The sequence below is a fragment of the Gordonia gummivorans genome, assembly GCF_022513585.1.
In the GTDB taxonomy this organism is placed as follows: domain Bacteria; phylum Actinomycetota; class Actinomycetes; order Mycobacteriales; family Mycobacteriaceae; genus Gordonia.
On record NZ_JAKWBF010000034.1, the window covers coordinates 1 to 16626 of the forward strand.

The window sequence follows — 16626 nt, forward strand, 5'->3', positions numbered from 1 at the left end:
ACGCCCTCGGCCGAATCCGGTGGCGCCCCGCCGACACCCGCACCCGACCGCGGGTCATCTTCGACGGCACCGGCGAACTCCCCAAGAAACGACGCCGACCCCGCACCGTCGACAAACACCTCCGCCGACAACGCGAACGCCTGCGCAACCGACTCCGCATCGAAGCCGAACCCCCACCACCCTTCTGATCAGGGATCAGATCCGTACCGTGGAACCATGCGATTGAGAACCTTGCTGTCCACGGGAGCCGCAACCGCGGCCGCAGCCGTCGTCGGGAGTTCCGCTTCGAGATCCGCCGTCGACACTTGGTATCCGACGCTGCGCAAACCACCTTTCACGCCTCCTCCGGTGGTGTTTCCGGTGGCATGGACGACGCTCTACGCCGACATCGCCGTCACGTCCGCCGCCGCGCTCGACCGCCTCGAAGACGAGCACCGCGACGACGAGCGCCTGCGCTACGCGGCGGCACTCGGCACCAACCTGGCGCTCAACGCCGGCTGGAGCTGGTTGTTCTTCGGAGCCCACCGACTGGGTCCGGCCGCCGTCGCCGCCGGCCTCCTGACAGCCAGCAGCGCCGACCTGACCCGACGCACCGCACAGGTCGACGCGCGCGCCTGCACTGCAGTGGCGGCATACCCGGCATGGTGTGCTTTCGCCACACTGCTGTCGACCGAGATCTGGCGCCGCAACCGCCGCTGATCACGGTCACGGCAACGCCGACAACTCACCCATTCTCAACAGACCCGGCCCCGCCCACTCGGCAAGTCGCGCGGAGGCCGACGCGACGGCTGGGTCCTCGCGTGCGTCCGGACCGATGCGCGCCGGATTCAGCGCACAACCATTGGCCCACGCGGCGATGTCGTCCTCGGCCATGAAGCTGCGCGTGGCCATCGAACCGCGCAACTGCATACGAATCCAGTCAATAGGGCTGTCGGCCAATGCGTTCGGGGGGCAAAGACGATTCCGATCACGATCGTCGTCGCGCGTCGCCTCGACGTAGCCGGCAAGCGCGGCACCGAAACACGGGAAACCCGCGCGGATCGTCTGCAACCGAATCTTCTCACCCCACAGCGGCACCAGCGGCGGGTACTTCAAACCCGCTGCAGCACAATGCACCACCACAGAGTCGGGCGGCAGCGGAACCGCGCCGCCGTCGAGCACCACCTCGCGTGCCGATATCCCCCGGACATGCCCCAGTCGAACGACATTCTCGACCGAACGCAACAAGTCGAGTTCCCACTCCCCCAGAGTCGGCGCCTTGGCCATTGTCGGTAGCAAACCGCGGTCGATGCGCATCATGACGCCGGCCGCTTCCAGACGCAGGAAAAAGTCATCGACACTATCCGCGCGGGCAGCAGCCTCCATCGTATCTGCGGACAGCTTCAGCGACACCAAGGGATCTGGCTGCACCACAGCACGATTCAGCATCCATGGCTCACGCGGGCGCACCCACGTGATCCGATTTGATGCAACGCCATGACCGAGCAGCCAGACGATCGCGTCGGTCGCGGTCTTCCCGGCACCGACGATCACGAAGTTACGAGGTGTCATCGCGCCGCGAGCGAAGCGAGCGGGCGAAATCGGCTCCGACAGGTCGGCGATTCGGTTGACCGCGACCACTGGCACATCGTCTGCGACTGCGAAGGGTGGCGGCGTCGACGCCGGAATCGACGGCGACAGATAGGTGGCGTCCACGACGCGCCGACGTACTTCGACGGACACGGTCTCCCCCGACACCCGCGACGTCACCAGATGGGCGTCACCGTCGGTGCGGTACTCACTGGCCGACAGGAAGGTCACCCGGCCCGACCCGACGAAGCGGCGACGCATGATGTCGTCGAAGTACGCTTCGATCGCGGGCTTGCGCGCCCGCTCACCGAGCCCCTTTTCGGGTCCGCTCAGCTGGACCGAACCGTCCCCGAGCAGCGTCGACGCCACCCCATAGAACGACGACGCCTGATGCAGATGCACGAACGGATACGCGTCGAGCCAATGTCCGCCGGCAGCATGTCGGCGGTCGACGATCGTGACGTGTACGTCAGCGTGGTCGATCAGCGCATCGGTGAATGCCATACCCATCGCACCGGCACCGACCACGAGGTAGTCGGTCGTCAGCGTCGTGGCCGTCATCGCTCACCTCCTCATACGCCCTGGACTGAACGTAGCCCCTCCACCATCCACATCGTCATCCGGTCGATGCACAACCACATTCCGACTGCCGCGTACAGCCAGAACTCGGGTTACGCTCACGGCTCACCTCGCAACGGGGGTTTGCGAGTGAGTTGGGGAATGAATGCAGACCATCACCTTGTCGCGCAGCGATGCCAAGAACTACGCCGACCTCGTCTTCGGCGAATGGCCTGCCCATCGCCGGTTCGGTCACCAGGCCGGGTCGATGCCCGAATGGCAACAGATGGCACTCATCAAGGAGATACGCGACGGCACCACGATCACCAACCTCCAGATCTTTCACGACGGCGCGTGGGCGCACCCTCCTCGTGACCTGCCGTTCGCCTTGGACGAGGCCATCGACGACGTCGCCCAACAAGCACGGGCGCACGCACAAGAGCTGAGCGTCATCTTCACCGTCGAACGTGCCACCCGCACAATGCAATTACGACTGGTCACCGGCAACGAGGCGCTGCCATGGTTCCTGTGGCGCCAGGTTCCCGAACGCCTCGACGCACTCTTCGGCCGCACCCGCGACCTGACGGCAGGTGCACGTCCGATATCCCTGGAGGACAACCACTTACGTGGCACAACCGTCTGCCTCGCGTCCAACACGACCACACCGTTCACCGTCATCTCGTCGGCACCGTCGGTCACACGGGAACTGACGATCGTTTCCGACCACCGGCCCGACGACGAGATCCGCGTCCCCTACGACCAACTGCTCATCCGGGACAAGTTCCTGCCCGAGCACCACGCGGGCGAATTCACCCAGGACCTGGTGGGTGTGTGGCGCATGCACTCGGCGCACCAATCGGGAGACGAACCACAACCGATCGAGGCTCCGATCGAACTCACCATTCGGGCGGATGGCTCCTTCTACGAACTGTCCGACGGCGTCGACCCGGCGATCTACTTCTTCGATTCGGAGGGTGCTGGCGGCCACCTCGGACGCCCCTTCCACGGATACCTTGCTACTGCAGACGGCCGCGATTACGTCATGGGTCACAACGGCACACCGAATGGAATTGCTCGCGTGGCAGACGATCTCGACATCGTCGAAGAACTCGTCCGAGATGGCGACCAGCTCTGCCGAACACAAAACGTCGTGGTCGACGGAATCCACCGGTACCGGACCACCATGCTGTATCGGCGCGTCGAGTAACGCCACTTTGGCGCAGTGAACACGAAACCCGGTCCGGAACGCGCCCAACTGCAATGCTCATCAGATGTCAGTCAGTCGTAGGCAGGTGCTCTCGGGTGGGGCGGTCGCCGGACTCGCCGCCGCCACCTCCGGCATCGGACGCACCGAAGCACGTCCTCGACGTCGACCCAACTTCCTCGTCCTGGTCAGTGAGGACTGCGGAGCCCAGCATCTCGGCGTCTACGGTGGACGCGCCCACACACCGACCATCGACCGGCTTGCCGCCACCGGCATCCGGTGGACACATGCGTTCTCGGCCGCCCCCGTCTGCGCACCGTCCCGGTTTGCGATGATCACCGGCGTCGCACCCGAGAGCTGCGCACCGGCCAACCAGATGCGAGCGGCCGGCGCGCTGCCGACCGAACTCAACGGCGCGGGCTGGACCCAATTCCTGCGCGACGCCGGCTACTACTGCACCAACAACGCCAAAGAGGATTACAACGCAGCAGGACTCGACCTGCGACGCACCTGGGATGAGTCGTCACCACAAGCACACTGGCGCAAAAGTCCTCCCGGTGCGCCGTTCTACGCGGTCTTCAACCCGACGATGACACACGAGTTGGCCATGGCCTTTGCCGTACCCGCGTCCGCACCGCCCGGAGTGTCGACGCCCTACCTGCACGAGCTGGCCCGGATTCACGCGGTCGCACCGACCCCGATCGTCGGCGGACCGACGCGGCCCGAGGACGTCCGCATCCCGCCCTACTACCCGGACACACCCACCACCCGCAACGATGCCGCGACCTACTTGAACCAGATCAACCAGATGGACTCCGAACTCGCGTTCCGACTACGCGAACTCGAAAAAGCCGGCCTCGCCGACGACACCATCGTCCTGTACCTCAGCGACCACGGTGGTGTGCTCCCGCGGTCCAAGCGATTCTGCTACGACAGCGGGCTCAAGATCCCGCTCATCGCGCGCTTCGGCCGCGCGGTGCCGCACCTCGCCCCTGACTCCCCCGGGTCGACCATCGACCACACCGTTTGTGTCAGCACCGATCTCGCACCGACGGTGCTGTCGACGGCCGGGCTACGGGTCCCACAATGTATGCACGGCAACCGATTCGCGGGCAACGAGCAGACATCGTCAGAGTACGCATTCGGCATGCGCAACCGGATGGACGAGCGCTACGACTTCGTCCGAACCGCACGGTCCAAGCGGTTCCGCTACATCCGCAACTACATGCCCGACGTTCCCAACGGCCAGCACGTGCAGTTCATGTGGCTGCAGGCCGGCTATCGCGAGTGGGCGGTGCGCAACCAGCGCGGCGCGCTGCCCGATGCACAGGCACGATTCTGGCGACCGCGGCCCGCCGAGGAACTCTACGACGTCTCCGCAGATCCTGACGAGACATCGAATCTTGTTGCACGAAAGGAGTTCACAGACGTCCTCAGTCGCCTGCGAACCGCCTTGGACACCCACCTGATCGCAGTCAACGACAACGGATTCATCCCGGAGAGCGATCCGGCCGAAGGCTACGTCGAGAGCCGCTCAGCACGCGCGTATCCTCTCGAAGAGATCATGCGGATCGCATCGCTCGCCATCAAGCGTGACGTTGCGAACCTCCCGACGTTCCGTCGCGAACTCCATCACCCCAACGCAGTGATGCGCTACTGGGCCGCAAGTGGGCTGCGCTTGCTCGGCGCCGCTGCACACGAGAACCGTTCGCTACGAGCCGTACTCGCCGCCGAGCCGTCCGCCCACGTGAAGCTCATGCTCGCCGAGGTACTCGCACTTGCCGGTGACCGAAGCGGCGTCGACCACCTCGCCTGGGCGATGGCTTCCCACCCCGACGGCTGGGTGCGCCTGCAGGCCGCCAACGCCCTGGACCGGCTCGGGCAGCGCGCCCGGCCAGCACTCCCGACCCTTCGCCGGGTGTCCCTGGGCGTCGGCGGGTCCGAGCCGATGCCACTGACCCAGACCGCCGCGACACATACGCTTGGCGCACTCGAAGGATGGTCGGCCGCCATCCCGTGAACCTCGTCGACTCAATCCTCCGGCAGCGCCGCGAAATCCTTCTGGGCCTTGCGATACCACTTCAACCCCGACACCGGACGGCGCCACCGCCCCTTCATCTCGTCGGCCGCAGGCCGATGGGAGTCGTCCCCTGCCGCGACAGCGTCCTTGAGATGCTTATCCTGCGCGTGGATGACCTCGTTCGCATCCTCGCCGCGGTGCGCGGTGTCGCACGGTCCACCGAGTTCACGGCACGTCATCGTCTTCATGATTCTTCCTCTCACCGGGATCGACGGCCCGTTCGGCCATCGCATGATGTGAGCGTAGGACTGTCGCGACTACGGTCGCTTCTCGATTCCTGATCGATCACGAGCACAACAGAACGGACGATATCCATGACCAGCACCGCCGTCGTCGTCGGCAATCCCAAACCGGCCAGTCGCACCCTCGCCGCCGCGACCCATCTTGCCCGCGAGCTGACCGGAGCGGACCCCGACCTGGTGGTTGACCTGGCAACACTCGGCGCCGCGATCCTCGACTGGGCCGACGCCGACGTCGCCGAACTGGTCACGCAGGTGGGCAACAGCGACCTTGTGATCTTCGCAAGCCCCACCTACAAGGCCGCCTACACGGGCCTGCTGAAGCTGTTCCTCGACCGGTTCGCCGGCGGGACGGGACTGTCGGGCGTCGCCGTTCCGCTCATGCTGGGCGGTAGTCCCGCACACTCACTGGCACCGGAGCTGACGCTTCGTCCGGTCCTCACCGAGATCGGCGGCACCGTGCCCGGTCGCGGGCTCTACGTGGTCGACGCCGCCCACGACGACCCGAGGGCATACGAACCGTGGCTGGCAGCGACGCGGCCCACCGTCACCGCGCTGCTGCAAGCCCGGGTCACCTCGTGAGTCGCGTGGTCACGCTTCGGGAATGTCGAGTCCGAACGTCTCGCGGGTGATCACCTCGGGTTCGGGTCCGCCTCGCACCCCGGTGTCCAGTGCGTCGATCGCGGACAGTTCTTCTGGGGCTAGCTCGAAGTCGAACACGTCGAAGTTCTCCGCGATCCGCTCGGGAGTCACCGACTTGGGGATCACCTGCCGGCCCTGCTGAATGTGCCACCGCAACATCACCTGCGCCGGCGTCTTGCCGTGGTCGACGCCGATCTTGCCGAGAACCGGGTCGTCGAGCGTCGACCCGTGCGACCCGTCGCGGTAGAACGTGATGCCACCGATGGGCGACCACGCCTGCGACACGATCCCGTGGTCGGAGTTCACCGTCAGCAGTTCGGACTGCCGGAAGTACGGATGAACCTCGATCTGATTGATCGCCGGCACGATCGACGTTGCAGCCAACAGATTTTCGACGTGTGACGGCATGAAGTTGCTGACGCCGATCGCGCGGACCTTTCCGTCGGCGAGCAGTGTCTCGAGCGCCTTGTACGCACCAATCGTCAGATCGAACTCGCCCGGCAACGCCTGATGCAGGATGAGCAGGTCGATCTGTTCGACACCCAGTTTGCCCGCGCCCTTGTCGAAGGCGTGCAAAGTCGCGTCGTAACCGTAATCGGTGATCCACACCTTGGTCTCGATGAACACCTCGGACCGGTCGATCCCGGAGCGTCGAATCGCCTTCCCGACCTCGCGCTCGTTCAGATAGGCAGCGGCGGTGTCGATATGGCGATATCCGGTCTCCAGAGCGGCGCCCACCGCATCGACGGTATCCTCCGGTGCCGACTGGTAGACGCCGAAACCGATTGCAGGAATCGATACTTGGTTGTTGAGTGCAATGTTCGGAACGGTCATGGTGCCACGCTACGCTTTTGATTTCGAATGGACAGGAACAGTGCGACGACGAGTGCCAACGCCAGCAGACAGGTACCGCCGAGCAAGGCGACCTCGGTGCGCTCGAACACCGCGTCGCCGGCACCCGCCGAGATGGTCACGAGCAACCCGAGCCCGAAGGCCATGCCGATCTGGTGAAAGGTGTTGAGCAGCCCCGACGCGGCTCCCGCATCTGCGGACGACACCCCGGCGATGCCCGCATTGGTCAGCGGCGCAAACGCCAGTCCCTGACCGATCCCGATGAGCACCATCGGCGCCGCGACCGCAGTCCAGTACCCTGCGTCGGCCCCGACCCGGCTGAGCCAGAACATGCCGCCCAGCGTCACCAGCACTCCGACAACCAGCACAGCGGCATTGTCGAAGCGGCGCAGCAGCTTCGGAACCATCAGCGCCACCGCGAAGTTGACCAGCGTCATGGGTAAGAACGCAAGGCCGGCCTGTAGTGCGGTGAATCCGAACCCGTCCTGCAGAAGTGCGGTGGTGAAGTAGAAGAACCCGATCATCGCACCGAGATACAGGACCCGAATGGCGTAGGCGCCACTGCGTTCCGCATTCGCGAACAGGCGCAGCGGCATGATCGGTTGAGGGACGCGGGATTCGTTGACGATCAACGCGATCAACAGGATCAGTCCGATCGCCAACGAGGTGACAACCGTTGGACTCGACCATCCCGACTCCGCGGACTCGATGACCGCGAACACGATCGCACCCACACCAAGGGTTGCCGCAATCGCACCGACCGCGTCGAACCGTCCGGGCCGACGCGCCGTCTCCGACAGCACCACGCGGCTACTGATCATCATCGCGACGGCGATGGGGACATTGATCAAGAAGGCAGCTCGCCACGAAACCCATTGGGTGAGAGCACCTCCGATCAGAAGTCCGAGGCTGGCCCCGATGCCTGCGGTCGCCGCGTACCACGCGACTGCCTTCTTCCGTTCCTCGCCGCCGAAGTACTCGGTGATCAGGGCCAGCGAGGTGGGCGCGACGATCGCAGCCCCCACACCCTGCACGGCGCGTGCGGCGATCATCCACCACCCGGCCGGCGATAGACCGATCATCAGCGACGCGAACCCGAACACCGCGAGCCCACCGATGAACAGCCGACGCCGACCCAGCAGGTCGCCGGCTCGTGCGCCGAGGAGCAGCAGTCCGCCGAAGACCAGCGTGTAGGCGTCCTGCACCCAGGACAGCGCCGTCGGGGACATCTCCAGGCCGTCGCGGATACTGGGCAGGCCGGTGAAGATCACCGAATTGTCCAGCAGCACCATGAAATAGCTGATCAGGATGATGGCCAGGATCGCGGTCGGCGCCTTCGTCGGTGCCGACGTGGGCGCCGCTGCTGTCGTCACCTCGGTCACGGCCGGACCATCACCTTCAGTGCCTCCCGGGCATCCATGGCCGCATACGCTGAGGGTGTCTCATCGAGTGCGACGGTCCGGTCGAACACCCTGCCGGGCACCACGGTTCCGTCGAGCACGGCCGGGAGCAGTCGGTCGATGTAGGCGCGCACCGGAGCCGGGCCGCCCGTGAGAGTGACGTTGGGGCCGAACAGGCTGCCGAACCCGACCGGCGCCTCGTCGTACTGCGGCACCCCGACCCGGCTGATGACGCCACCGGGGCGCACCACGCCGACCGCCTGGTCGTAGGCGGGGCGATGCCCCACCGCCTCGAGCACGATCTCGCTGCCCAACCCGCCGGTCAGCTCCCGTACCTTGTCGATGCCGTCCTCGCCACGCTCGGCCACCACGTCGGTGGCGCCGAACTCTCGGCCCAGATCGGTGCGCACCTCGTGCCGCCCCATCAGCACGATCTGCTCCGCACCGAGTTGGCGGGCCGACAGCACGGCCAGCAGCCCGACCGCGCCGTCGCCGATCACGGTCACCGAGCTGCCCCGGGTGACGCCGCCGCGCACGGCTGCATGCCAGCCGGTGCCGTACACGTCGGACAGCGTGAGCAGCGACGCGAGCAGGTCGTCGGGCGCATTCTCGTCCACGGGAACCTTCACGAGAGTCCCGTCGGCGAGCGGCACCCGCACTGCTTGCGCTTGACCGCCGGCCGCACCGAGTTCAGCGTCGTTCCAGAATCCGCCCCGCAGGCAGGACGTCTGCAGGCCGGCGCGGCAGAAAACACATTCGCCGCAGGAGATGGCGAAGGGTGCGATCACGAAATCACCGACGGCCACCGACGTCACGTCGGCGCCGACCTCCTCGACCACACCGATGAACTCGTGCCCCATCGTGGAGCCCGCGGGATCTGACGCCATCGAATGGTAGGGATGCAGATCGCTGCCGCACACGCACGAGCGGACGACGCGCACCAGCGCATCGCCGGGGAGTTCGAGCTTCGGGTCGGGGACATCGATGACGCGGACGTCGCCCGCGCCGTACATCAGGGTTGCTTTCATGGACTCAAGTACACCGCGGACCGAACATCTGCGGGAGTGCCGGATGTTCCGGGTACCGCCAGTACCTCCCTGGACGGCGCGTCGGTGCCTACCCTGAGGTCATGGGCACCACCGACCTCCGCACCCAGATCCGCGAGTTCCTCAGCTCGCGGCGTGCTCGCATCACCCCTGATCAGGCGGGCCTTCCCGCGTACGGGGGCAATCGTCGGGTCAAGGGTCTGCGACGCGAAGAGGTCGCGATGCTCGCCGGGGTGTCGGTCGACTATTACGTCCGGATGGAACGCGGGAATCTGTCCGGTGCATCCGACAGCGTTCTCGCGTCGCTGGCCGGAGCGCTGCATCTCGACGAGGCCGAACAGGACCACCTCTTTGCGCTGGCGCGCCAATCACAGGCGTCGAGCGCGACGCGACGCCGGCGCAGCGAACCGGCCACCGTGCGGCCGGTACTCCAGCAGATACTCGACGCGATCACCGACGCCCCTGCCTGGATTCGCAACGGCCGCCACGACGTCCTGGCAATGAATCAGCTTGCCCGAGCACTGTATTCACCCGTCCTCGCCGATGCCCGACGCCCCGCCAATACCACCCGCTTCGTGTATCTCAATCCCGTTGCCGCCCAAGAGCTCTTCGTCGACTACGACCAGATCGCTCGCGACGCGGCGGCGATGCTCCGGTTGGAAGCCGGACAGAATCCGCACGACAAGGCGCTCATCGAACTCGTCGGCGAACTGTGCACCCAGAGCGAATTGTTCCGGCAGCGGTGGGCATCACAAGATGTCCGATTCCATCGCAGCGGCCGAAAGCGGCTGCGGCACCCGGCCGTCGGCCAGCTCGACCTGGACTACGAGAGCCTCGAGCTGCCCTCGGAGCCCGGACTTCGGCTCAACATCTACACCGCCCAACCCGGTACCCCCGCCGCAGACGGGCTCAAACTGCTCGCATCCTGGGCGGCAAGTCAAGAAGACCTCGCAACCGAACTGCGCGTGCGGTGACCGGTCGCGTCACTCGTCCCGCCGCTCATCCACGACGAACAGCACGAGCGTGACGGCCAGGAATGCCGCGGGCACCCAGGCGGCGTGACCGCCCCACGCCTCCGTGGCGAACGCGCCGATGACCGCACCGCCGGCGAAGATGCCCACCACGCCCAGGTAGACCTGAAATGCGTGACGCGACTCCGATTTTCGTTCGACCAGCGTGCCGTAACCCGCCTCCACCAGACGCATCAGGTTGCCCGTCGTCGCCACCGACACATAGTTCAGATCACCTATGCTGCGGAACAATTCGATCTGCATCGCCGCCAGGAAACTGATCGGAATGGTCGCGATCCAGTGCGGAGCAGAGGTCGGGATGAAGCCGACGACGAGCAAGATAATCGCCAGCAAACCGATCGTCATGCGGATCGGATAGGCCAGCACACCGTCGAGCCGGCCCTGCTTCACATGCACCGCGAACGCGACACCGACCACGAACGCGAGGATCGGCCACAGGTGCCCGAGCGCCTGATGCCAATGTTGCTGCGCGAGATTCAGACCGAGAAAGATCACGTTGCCGGTCTGCGCGTTGGCGAACACACCACCGCGCGCAAGAAACGTATAGCTGTCCAAGAATCCACTGGCGCACGTGAGTAGCAGCGCGAAACGCAGCGACGTGGAGGTCGTCATGTTGCACATACTGCAGCATCGACACTGCTCGCATGCGCCACTGTGCGAGAGTGAGGAACGTGGCACCTCCAGAGGACATCTACACCCATGGGCACAGCGCCGTCGTCGTGAGCAGCCACGCGGCCCGCACCGCGGCCAACTCCGCCGCATACCTCTTGCCGTTCCTGCGCCCAGGACTCGACCTGCTCGACGTCGGCTGCGGGCCCGGCAGTATCACGATCGACCTGGCTGCCCTCGTCGCGCCCGGCCGGGTACGTGGTGTCGACGTCACCGACGACCCGCTGCCACAGGCCCGTGCGGCTGCCGCCGACCGCGGACTGGACATCGACTTCGGGGTCGACGACGCCTACGCGCTGTCCGACGCCGACGACAGCTACGACGTCACGCATGCACATCAGGTGCTGCAACACTTGTCCGATCCGGTTGGCGCACTACGGGAGATGCGGCGCGTGACCCGGCCGGGCGGCGTCGTCGCCGTCCGCGACGCCGACTACGACGCGTTCACGTGGTGGCCCGGCGATGAGCGGCTCGATCGTTGGCTCGAGATCTACCGCGCGGTGGCCAAGGGCAACGACGCCGAACCGGATGCAGGGCGACGCCTGCTCGGTTGGGCGCATGAGGCCGGCTTTACCGAGGTCACACCGTCGGCCTCGGTGTGGTGCCATGCGACCCCCGACGACCGCGCGTCGTGGGGTGGCATGTGGGCCAAGCGAATTCACTCCGCGATCGGACGAATGGCGATGGAGCGGGGCCTGGCAGATCAATCCGACCTGGCCGCCATCGCCCAGGGTTGGCTGGATTGGGCCGCCCACCCCGACGGCTGGATCGTCATCCCGCACGGCGAGATCGTCGCGCACGCGTGAATCACCCGTGTAGCGTCGCGAGCGTCGAATCATGTCGGGTGAAGTGGGGGCGAGAATGGCGAAGATCGTGTTGTTCGGGGCGACCGGATACACCGGGCGGCTCACCGCCGCCGCATTGAAGGCACGCGGTGCGCAAACCGTGCTCGCGGCGCGCAACAAGGCCACGCTCGCCGCGCTGGCCGATGAACTCGGGGGCGCCGAGACCGCCGTCGCAGATGTCTCCGACCCGGCATCGGTGCGTGCACTGCTGAGTCGCGGCGATGTCCTCATCAGCACCGTCGGACCGTTCCTGCGGTACGGACAACCGGCGCTCGACGCAGCACTCGACGCGGGCGCGCACTACCTCGACTCGACCGGTGAGGGGCCGTTCATCCGCGGGGTCTTCGATCGTGACGAGCAGGCCCGTGACGCTGGCGTCGGGCTGCTCAGCGCCTTCGGCTTCGACTTCGTGCCCGGCAACCTGGCGGCGGGCCTCGCGCTCGACAACGCACCCGACGCGGTCCGCGCGGAAGTCTGCTACGGCGTCGTCAACCCCGGGACCAGCGGCGGAACCCAGGCGTCGATTGCGGGCATGCTGTTCGAAGGAGGCTTCGCCCTGCGCGACGGGCACCTGCGCCCGGCCAACCTCGGGGCTCGTGTCCGCAACTTCGAGATCGACGGCAAGTCGCGCACCGCGGCATCGCTGCCGGGGTCGGAGCATCTGACGCTGGTGCGGTCGTACCCGCAGCTCCGTGACGTCGACGTCTACATGAGCGCCGCACCCAACGCCGCCCGAGGACTCCAGTTCGGCGCACGACTCACGGGGCTCGCCGGGAAGGTCGGCGTGCTGAAGAAGGCCGGCAACGCAGTGGTGTCGCGGGCGGTCCGCGGATCGACCGGCGGACCCAGCCCCGAACAACGAGCCCGGGCATCGAGCTGGGTGGTCGCCGAGGCCGTCGACGCCGGCGGGAATGTGGTCGCCACCAGCACACTCTCCGGCGTCGACCCCTACGACTTCACCGCCGCAATGCTCGCCTGGGGAGCCGACACCACACTGGCGGGCGGCCTGAGAACCACGGGTGCGCTGGGACCAGTTGAGGCGTTCGGGCTGCCGGAACTCACCGCCGGTGCGGCCGAGGCGGGTCTCAAGCAGGCCTGACCCACGTACTACCGTGTGTGGGTATCACTCGACTGGGAGGTTTCACTGTGCAGAAGATCGGCGTCATCGGCGGAGGCACGATGGGGGCGGGTATCGCGGAGGTGTGCGCCAAGGCCGGTAGCGATGTCGTGATCCTCGAGGTCAAGCAGGAGTACGCCGACGCAGCGCGCCAGCGGGTGGAGAAGTCCCTGGCCAAGGCGGTCGCCAAGAACAAGCTCAGCCAGGACGACGCCGACGCCACGCTCGGCCGACTGCGGGTGACCACCGACTACGCCGACCTCGGCGACCGCGAACTGGTCATCGAGGCGGCGCCGGAGATCGAGTCGCTCAAGCAGGAGATCTTCACCCAGCTCGACGCCGTCGTCGGCGACGACACCATCCTGGCCACCAACACGTCGTCGATCCCGGTCATCAAGGTCGCCACCGCGACCAAGCGGCCCGAGCGCGTGGTCGGCGTCCACTTCTTCAACCCCGTCCCGGTGATGCCACTGGTCGAGATCATCTCCACGCTGGTCACCAACGACGAGACCGCCGACGCCGTCACCTCCTACGTTCGGGACACCCTCGGCAAGACCGCGGTGCGGGCGGGCGACCGGTCCGGCTTCATCGTCAACGCCCTGCTCATCCCCTACCTGTGTCAGGCCATCCGCATGCTCGATTCCGGCTACGCGTCGGCCGAGGACATCGACGCCGCGATGAAGGGCGGCTGCGGCTACCCGATGGGCCCGCTCACCCTGATCGACACGATCGGCCTCGATATCACCCTCGCCGCCGCCGAATCCCTGTACGCAGAGTTCGCCGAACCGCACCTCGCCCCGCCCGCCCTCTTGCGCCGCATGGTCGACGCCGGACAACTCGGCCGCAAGAGCGGGCGGGGTTTCTACAGCTACTGAGACCTGGCCACCTACTGGGCGGCGCGCACCGGCGCGTTCTTCAACTCACGCAACGCGGTTCGGAGCCCGCGCCGCTTGCCGGTCGCCGGGTCGACGCCGAAGTGGGTCTGCACACCCTCGCGCACCGCGAACCGCAACTCGGACGCGGTCTCGGGGGCGTCGTCGGAACTGGCCTTCAGCAATGCGTTGGGCAGAGCCAGCTTCAGGATCGTCCGGAACGACTGGAAGTACTGGTGCACAATCGAACCCGTGGTGTAGGGGAGATCGTACTTGTCGCACAACTCGCGCACACGCACGCCGATCTCCTCGTACCGGTTGCTCGGCAGGTCCGGGAACAGGTGGTGTTCGATCTGGTGACTGAGGTTGCCGCTCATGAATCGCATGAGCAGGCCGGCCCGAAAGTTGGCCGATCCCAACATCTGTCGTAGGTACCAGCGCGCCTGATCCTCGTGGTCGTACTCCTCGACGGTGAACTTCTCCGCGCCGTCGGGGAAATGCCCGCAGAAGATGACCATGTACGCCCAGTAGTTGCGCACGATGTTCGCGGTGAAGTTCGCCGCGATCGTGCTCTTCCAGTTGGGCCCCGACAGCGCCGGGAAGATGAGGTAGTCCTTGGCCGCCTGCTTGCCGACCTTCTGCCCGATGATCCGCAGATCCTTGGCGGCCTGCCGGTAGGTCTTCTCCTTGTTGCGCAGCTTCTCCGTCTCCAGATGGTGCAGTGCCACACCGTATTCGAAGAACGTACCCAGGGTCAGGTTGTAGATCGGATTCCCGATGTTCCACCACTCCCACGGCTGATCGCGGGTCACGCGCAGGATGCCGTAGCCCACGTCGTCGTCCATCCCCACGACATTGGTGTATTTGTGGTGCACGAAATTGTGGGAGTGCTTCCACTGCACGCTCGGGCACGTGGTGTCCCACTCCCAGGACGACGAGTGGATCTCGGGATCGTTCATCCAGTCCCACTGGCCATGCATCACATTGTGGCCGAGTTCCATGTTCTCGATGATCTTCGCGAGCGAGAGCATCGCGGTTCCCAAGAGCCATGCGGGTTTTCGGTTGCTGAACAGCAACGCCACCCGTCCGCCGGCCGCGAGGCCGCGCTGTATCGAAATGGCGCGCCGGATGTAACGCGCGTCGGCCTCGCCTCTGGATTCCTCGATGTCGCGTCGAATCGCATCGAGTTCGGCGCCCAGCGCCTCGACGTCGGCGTCGGTCAGATGGGCGTACTGGTCGATGTCGGTGATGGCCATCGAACCCCCTACAGATCGATCGTGCATTCTCCGGACACGGCGCTGATGCATGTCTGGATTCGGTCACCCTCGCGGTGCTCGTTACCGTTGCGCAGGTCGCGCACATAACCGGTGGCGAGCGGCACCACGCAGGTCTGGCATATCCCCATCCGGCATCCGAAGGGCATGGTGATGCCGAGCTCCTCGCCTGCTTCAAGGAGCGTTGTGGCGCCATCGATCTCGGCGCTCTTACCAGTCTTGGCGAACGTCACCGTCCCGCCCTCGCCACCGTGATCGGTGCGGGCGATGGCGAACCGTTCGATGTGGAGTGCCTCTCGGCGGTCGGCCTTCTCGAAATGGTCCTCGATCGCGTCGAGCATGGCAACCGGACCGCACGCCCAGCAGGCCCGCTCGCGCCAGTCCGGGACTTCCGCGTCGAGTGCGGCGACGTCGAACTTCCCTTCTTCGCGGGTCAACCGGAACTGCACACTGTACGTCGGCATCTCGTCGTGCAGCTTCTCGAGTTCGTCGCGAAAGATGACGTCGTCGCGGGTCGGTGCGGAGTGGATGTGCACGATGTCGGCGCGTTGGCCGTGCGTACGGATCGATCGAAGCATGGCCATCACCGGCGTGATACCACTGCCCGCGGTGAGGAACAGAATCGAGTCGGGCAGCGGCTCCGGCAGGTGGAAGTCACCCTTCGGCGCGGCCAGCCGGATGATCGTGCCCGGCGAGACACCCTCGACGAGGTGGCTCGACAGGAAACCGTCCGGGTTGGCCTTCACCGTGATGGTGATCATCTTGTCGACGTCGCTGCCGATCGACGTCAGCGAGTACGACCGCCAATGCCACCGACCCTCTACCTGCAGGCCGATGCCGACGTACTGCCCCGGCTTATACGAATCCGGGAATCCCCAGCCGGTGCGAATACTCACCGTCGCCGTGTCCTCGGTCTCCCGCACCACCTCGACGACCCGTCCGCGCAGCTCTCGCGCCGACCACAGTGGGTTGATCAGGTGCAGGTAGTCGTCGGGCAACAGCGGTGTCGTCGCCCGCGCGATCAACCCCCGCACAATATTCACTTCGGGGGACTTGGCCTCGACATCGGCTGCCGGGCGCTTACTCCATCTGAGTAGATCCATCAGGTCTCCTCCCGCCCTTCAGTGAACAACTGTACACACAGTATGTGGGCGCCGTCACATCGAGTCGATCTGCCTGTGTTATACCCCCGTGACCATCGGTCGCGATCCCGTTTCAATCGGATTCG

The 16626-nt window shown here is 65.9% G+C and carries 17 protein-coding genes; 9 read left to right on the top strand and 8 right to left on the bottom strand.

The window, feature by feature from the left end:
* A partial coding sequence (locus MKW15_RS20335; protein ID WP_240861411.1) for a hypothetical protein occupies positions 1-188 on the top strand: 188 nt, incomplete at its 5' end.
* A gap of 28 nt (positions 189-216) precedes the next feature.
* The gene (locus MKW15_RS20340; RefSeq protein WP_240861413.1) at positions 217-699 is read left to right on the top strand and encodes a TspO/MBR family protein; all 483 of its coding nucleotides are present in this window, start codon (positions 217-219) and stop codon (positions 697-699) included.
* A gap of 6 nt (positions 700-705) precedes the next feature.
* Here MKW15_RS20340 and MKW15_RS20345 read toward each other — a convergent pair whose 3' ends face one another.
* On the bottom strand, positions 706-2130 hold the full coding sequence (locus MKW15_RS20345; RefSeq protein WP_240861415.1) for an NAD(P)-binding protein: 1425 nt from the start codon (positions 2128-2130) through the stop codon (positions 706-708).
* Positions 2131-2293: 163 nt separating this feature from the next.
* Between MKW15_RS20345 and MKW15_RS20350 the strand changes: the two genes are divergently transcribed.
* Positions 2294-3334, top strand: a complete 1041-nt coding sequence (locus MKW15_RS20350) for a hypothetical protein (RefSeq protein WP_240861417.1) — start codon at positions 2294-2296, stop codon at positions 3332-3334.
* Between the two features lie 64 nt (positions 3335-3398).
* Positions 3399-5351 carry a sulfatase-like hydrolase/transferase gene (locus tag MKW15_RS20355; RefSeq protein WP_240861419.1) on the top strand — a complete coding sequence of 651 codons (1953 nt, stop codon included), beginning with the start codon at positions 3399-3401 and terminating at the stop codon, positions 5349-5351.
* An 11-nt stretch (positions 5352-5362) separates the two neighbouring features.
* Here MKW15_RS20355 and MKW15_RS20360 read toward each other — a convergent pair whose 3' ends face one another.
* A complete protein-coding gene (locus tag MKW15_RS20360) occupies positions 5363-5599 on the bottom strand; it encodes a hypothetical protein (RefSeq protein WP_240861422.1) in 237 nt (78 codons plus the stop codon).
* A gap of 126 nt (positions 5600-5725) precedes the next feature.
* Between MKW15_RS20360 and MKW15_RS20365 the strand changes: the two genes are divergently transcribed.
* Positions 5726-6232, top strand: coding sequence for an NADPH-dependent FMN reductase (locus tag MKW15_RS20365; protein WP_240861423.1), 507 nt, complete (start codon positions 5726-5728; stop codon positions 6230-6232).
* 9 nt (positions 6233-6241) lie between these two features.
* Here the strand turns inward: MKW15_RS20365 and MKW15_RS20370 are convergent, their stop codons facing one another.
* Genes MKW15_RS20370 through MKW15_RS20380 form a run of 3 tightly spaced genes read right to left on the bottom strand, consistent with a single transcriptional unit; the run spans position 6242 to position 9572 of the window.
* On the bottom strand, positions 6242-7126 hold the full coding sequence (locus MKW15_RS20370) for an aldo/keto reductase (RefSeq protein WP_240861426.1): 885 nt from the start codon (positions 7124-7126) through the stop codon (positions 6242-6244).
* Positions 7123-8526 carry an MFS transporter gene (locus MKW15_RS20375; RefSeq protein ID WP_240861428.1) on the bottom strand — a complete coding sequence of 468 codons (1404 nt, stop codon included), beginning with the start codon at positions 8524-8526 and terminating at the stop codon, positions 7123-7125. Before MKW15_RS20375 ends, MKW15_RS20370 begins: the two co-directional genes overlap by 4 nt.
* A complete protein-coding gene (locus tag MKW15_RS20380; RefSeq protein WP_240861430.1) occupies positions 8523-9572 on the bottom strand; it encodes an alcohol dehydrogenase catalytic domain-containing protein in 1050 nt (349 codons plus the stop codon). Before MKW15_RS20380 ends, MKW15_RS20375 begins: the two co-directional genes overlap by 4 nt.
* Before the next feature lie 101 nt (positions 9573-9673).
* Here MKW15_RS20380 and MKW15_RS20385 point away from each other — a divergent pair, with 101 nt between their 5' ends.
* A complete protein-coding gene (locus MKW15_RS20385; RefSeq protein WP_240861431.1) occupies positions 9674-10564 on the top strand; it encodes a helix-turn-helix domain-containing protein in 891 nt (296 codons plus the stop codon).
* 9 nt (positions 10565-10573) lie between these two features.
* On the opposite strand, the gene MKW15_RS20390 is transcribed toward MKW15_RS20385, so the two are convergent.
* Entirely contained in the window at positions 10574-11242 is a 669-nt protein-coding gene (locus MKW15_RS20390; protein ID WP_240861434.1) for a YoaK family protein, read from the bottom strand.
* Between the two features lie 23 nt (positions 11243-11265).
* On the opposite strand from MKW15_RS20390, the gene MKW15_RS20395 reads away from it, so the two are divergent.
* From MKW15_RS20395 to MKW15_RS20405, 3 genes are read left to right on the top strand one after another with little or no spacing between them, the layout of a single operon-like run.
* On the top strand, positions 11266-12096 hold the full coding sequence (locus tag MKW15_RS20395; RefSeq protein WP_240861446.1) for a methyltransferase domain-containing protein: 831 nt from the start codon (positions 11266-11268) through the stop codon (positions 12094-12096).
* A gap of 31 nt (positions 12097-12127) precedes the next feature.
* Positions 12128-13234 (top strand): saccharopine dehydrogenase family protein, encoded by a 1107-nt coding sequence (locus tag MKW15_RS20400; RefSeq protein WP_240861447.1) that lies wholly within the window; start codon positions 12128-12130, stop codon positions 13232-13234.
* A 47-nt stretch (positions 13235-13281) separates the two neighbouring features.
* Positions 13282-14127: a 3-hydroxybutyryl-CoA dehydrogenase gene (locus MKW15_RS20405; protein ID WP_240861449.1), complete on the top strand. Its 846-nt coding sequence runs from the start codon at positions 13282-13284 to the stop codon at positions 14125-14127.
* A gap of 11 nt (positions 14128-14138) precedes the next feature.
* Here the strand turns inward: MKW15_RS20405 and MKW15_RS20410 are convergent, their stop codons facing one another.
* A complete protein-coding gene (locus MKW15_RS20410) occupies positions 14139-15380 on the bottom strand; it encodes a fatty acid desaturase family protein (protein WP_240861450.1) in 1242 nt (413 codons plus the stop codon).
* Positions 15381-15388: 8 nt separating this feature from the next.
* Positions 15389-16501, bottom strand: a complete 1113-nt coding sequence (locus MKW15_RS20415; RefSeq protein ID WP_240861452.1) for a ferredoxin reductase — start codon at positions 16499-16501, stop codon at positions 15389-15391.
* Positions 16502-16626 lie beyond the last annotated feature (125 nt).

Excerpts from the sequence above, each read along its gene's own strand:
- MKW15_RS20390 (WP_240861434.1), bottom strand. The coding sequence starts at position 11,242 with ATGTGCAACATGACGACCTCCACGTCGCTGCGTTTCGCGCTGCTACTC.
- MKW15_RS20410 (WP_240861450.1), bottom strand. The coding sequence starts at position 15,380 with ATGGCCATCACCGACATCGACCAGTACGCCCATCTGACCGACGCCGAC.
- MKW15_RS20360 (WP_240861422.1), bottom strand. The coding sequence starts at position 5,599 with ATGAAGACGATGACGTGCCGTGAACTCGGTGGACCGTGCGACACCGCG.
- MKW15_RS20415 (WP_240861452.1), bottom strand. The coding sequence starts at position 16,501 with ATGGATCTACTCAGATGGAGTAAGCGCCCGGCAGCCGATGTCGAGGCC.
- MKW15_RS20345 (WP_240861415.1), bottom strand. The coding sequence starts at position 2,130 with ATGACGGCCACGACGCTGACGACCGACTACCTCGTGGTCGGTGCCGGT.
- MKW15_RS20350 (WP_240861417.1), top strand. The coding sequence starts at position 2,294 with ATGCAGACCATCACCTTGTCGCGCAGCGATGCCAAGAACTACGCCGAC.
- MKW15_RS20380 (WP_240861430.1), bottom strand. The coding sequence starts at position 9,572 with ATGAAAGCAACCCTGATGTACGGCGCGGGCGACGTCCGCGTCATCGAT.
- MKW15_RS20385 (WP_240861431.1), top strand. The coding sequence starts at position 9,674 with ATGGGCACCACCGACCTCCGCACCCAGATCCGCGAGTTCCTCAGCTCG.
- MKW15_RS20365 (WP_240861423.1), top strand. The coding sequence starts at position 5,726 with ATGACCAGCACCGCCGTCGTCGTCGGCAATCCCAAACCGGCCAGTCGC.
- MKW15_RS20370 (WP_240861426.1), bottom strand. The coding sequence starts at position 7,126 with ATGACCGTTCCGAACATTGCACTCAACAACCAAGTATCGATTCCTGCA.
- MKW15_RS20400 (WP_240861447.1), top strand. The coding sequence starts at position 12,128 with ATGTCGGGTGAAGTGGGGGCGAGAATGGCGAAGATCGTGTTGTTCGGG.
- MKW15_RS20355 (WP_240861419.1), top strand. The coding sequence starts at position 3,399 with ATGTCAGTCAGTCGTAGGCAGGTGCTCTCGGGTGGGGCGGTCGCCGGA.
- MKW15_RS20395 (WP_240861446.1), top strand. The coding sequence starts at position 11,266 with ATGCGCCACTGTGCGAGAGTGAGGAACGTGGCACCTCCAGAGGACATC.
- MKW15_RS20340 (WP_240861413.1), top strand. The coding sequence starts at position 217 with ATGCGATTGAGAACCTTGCTGTCCACGGGAGCCGCAACCGCGGCCGCA.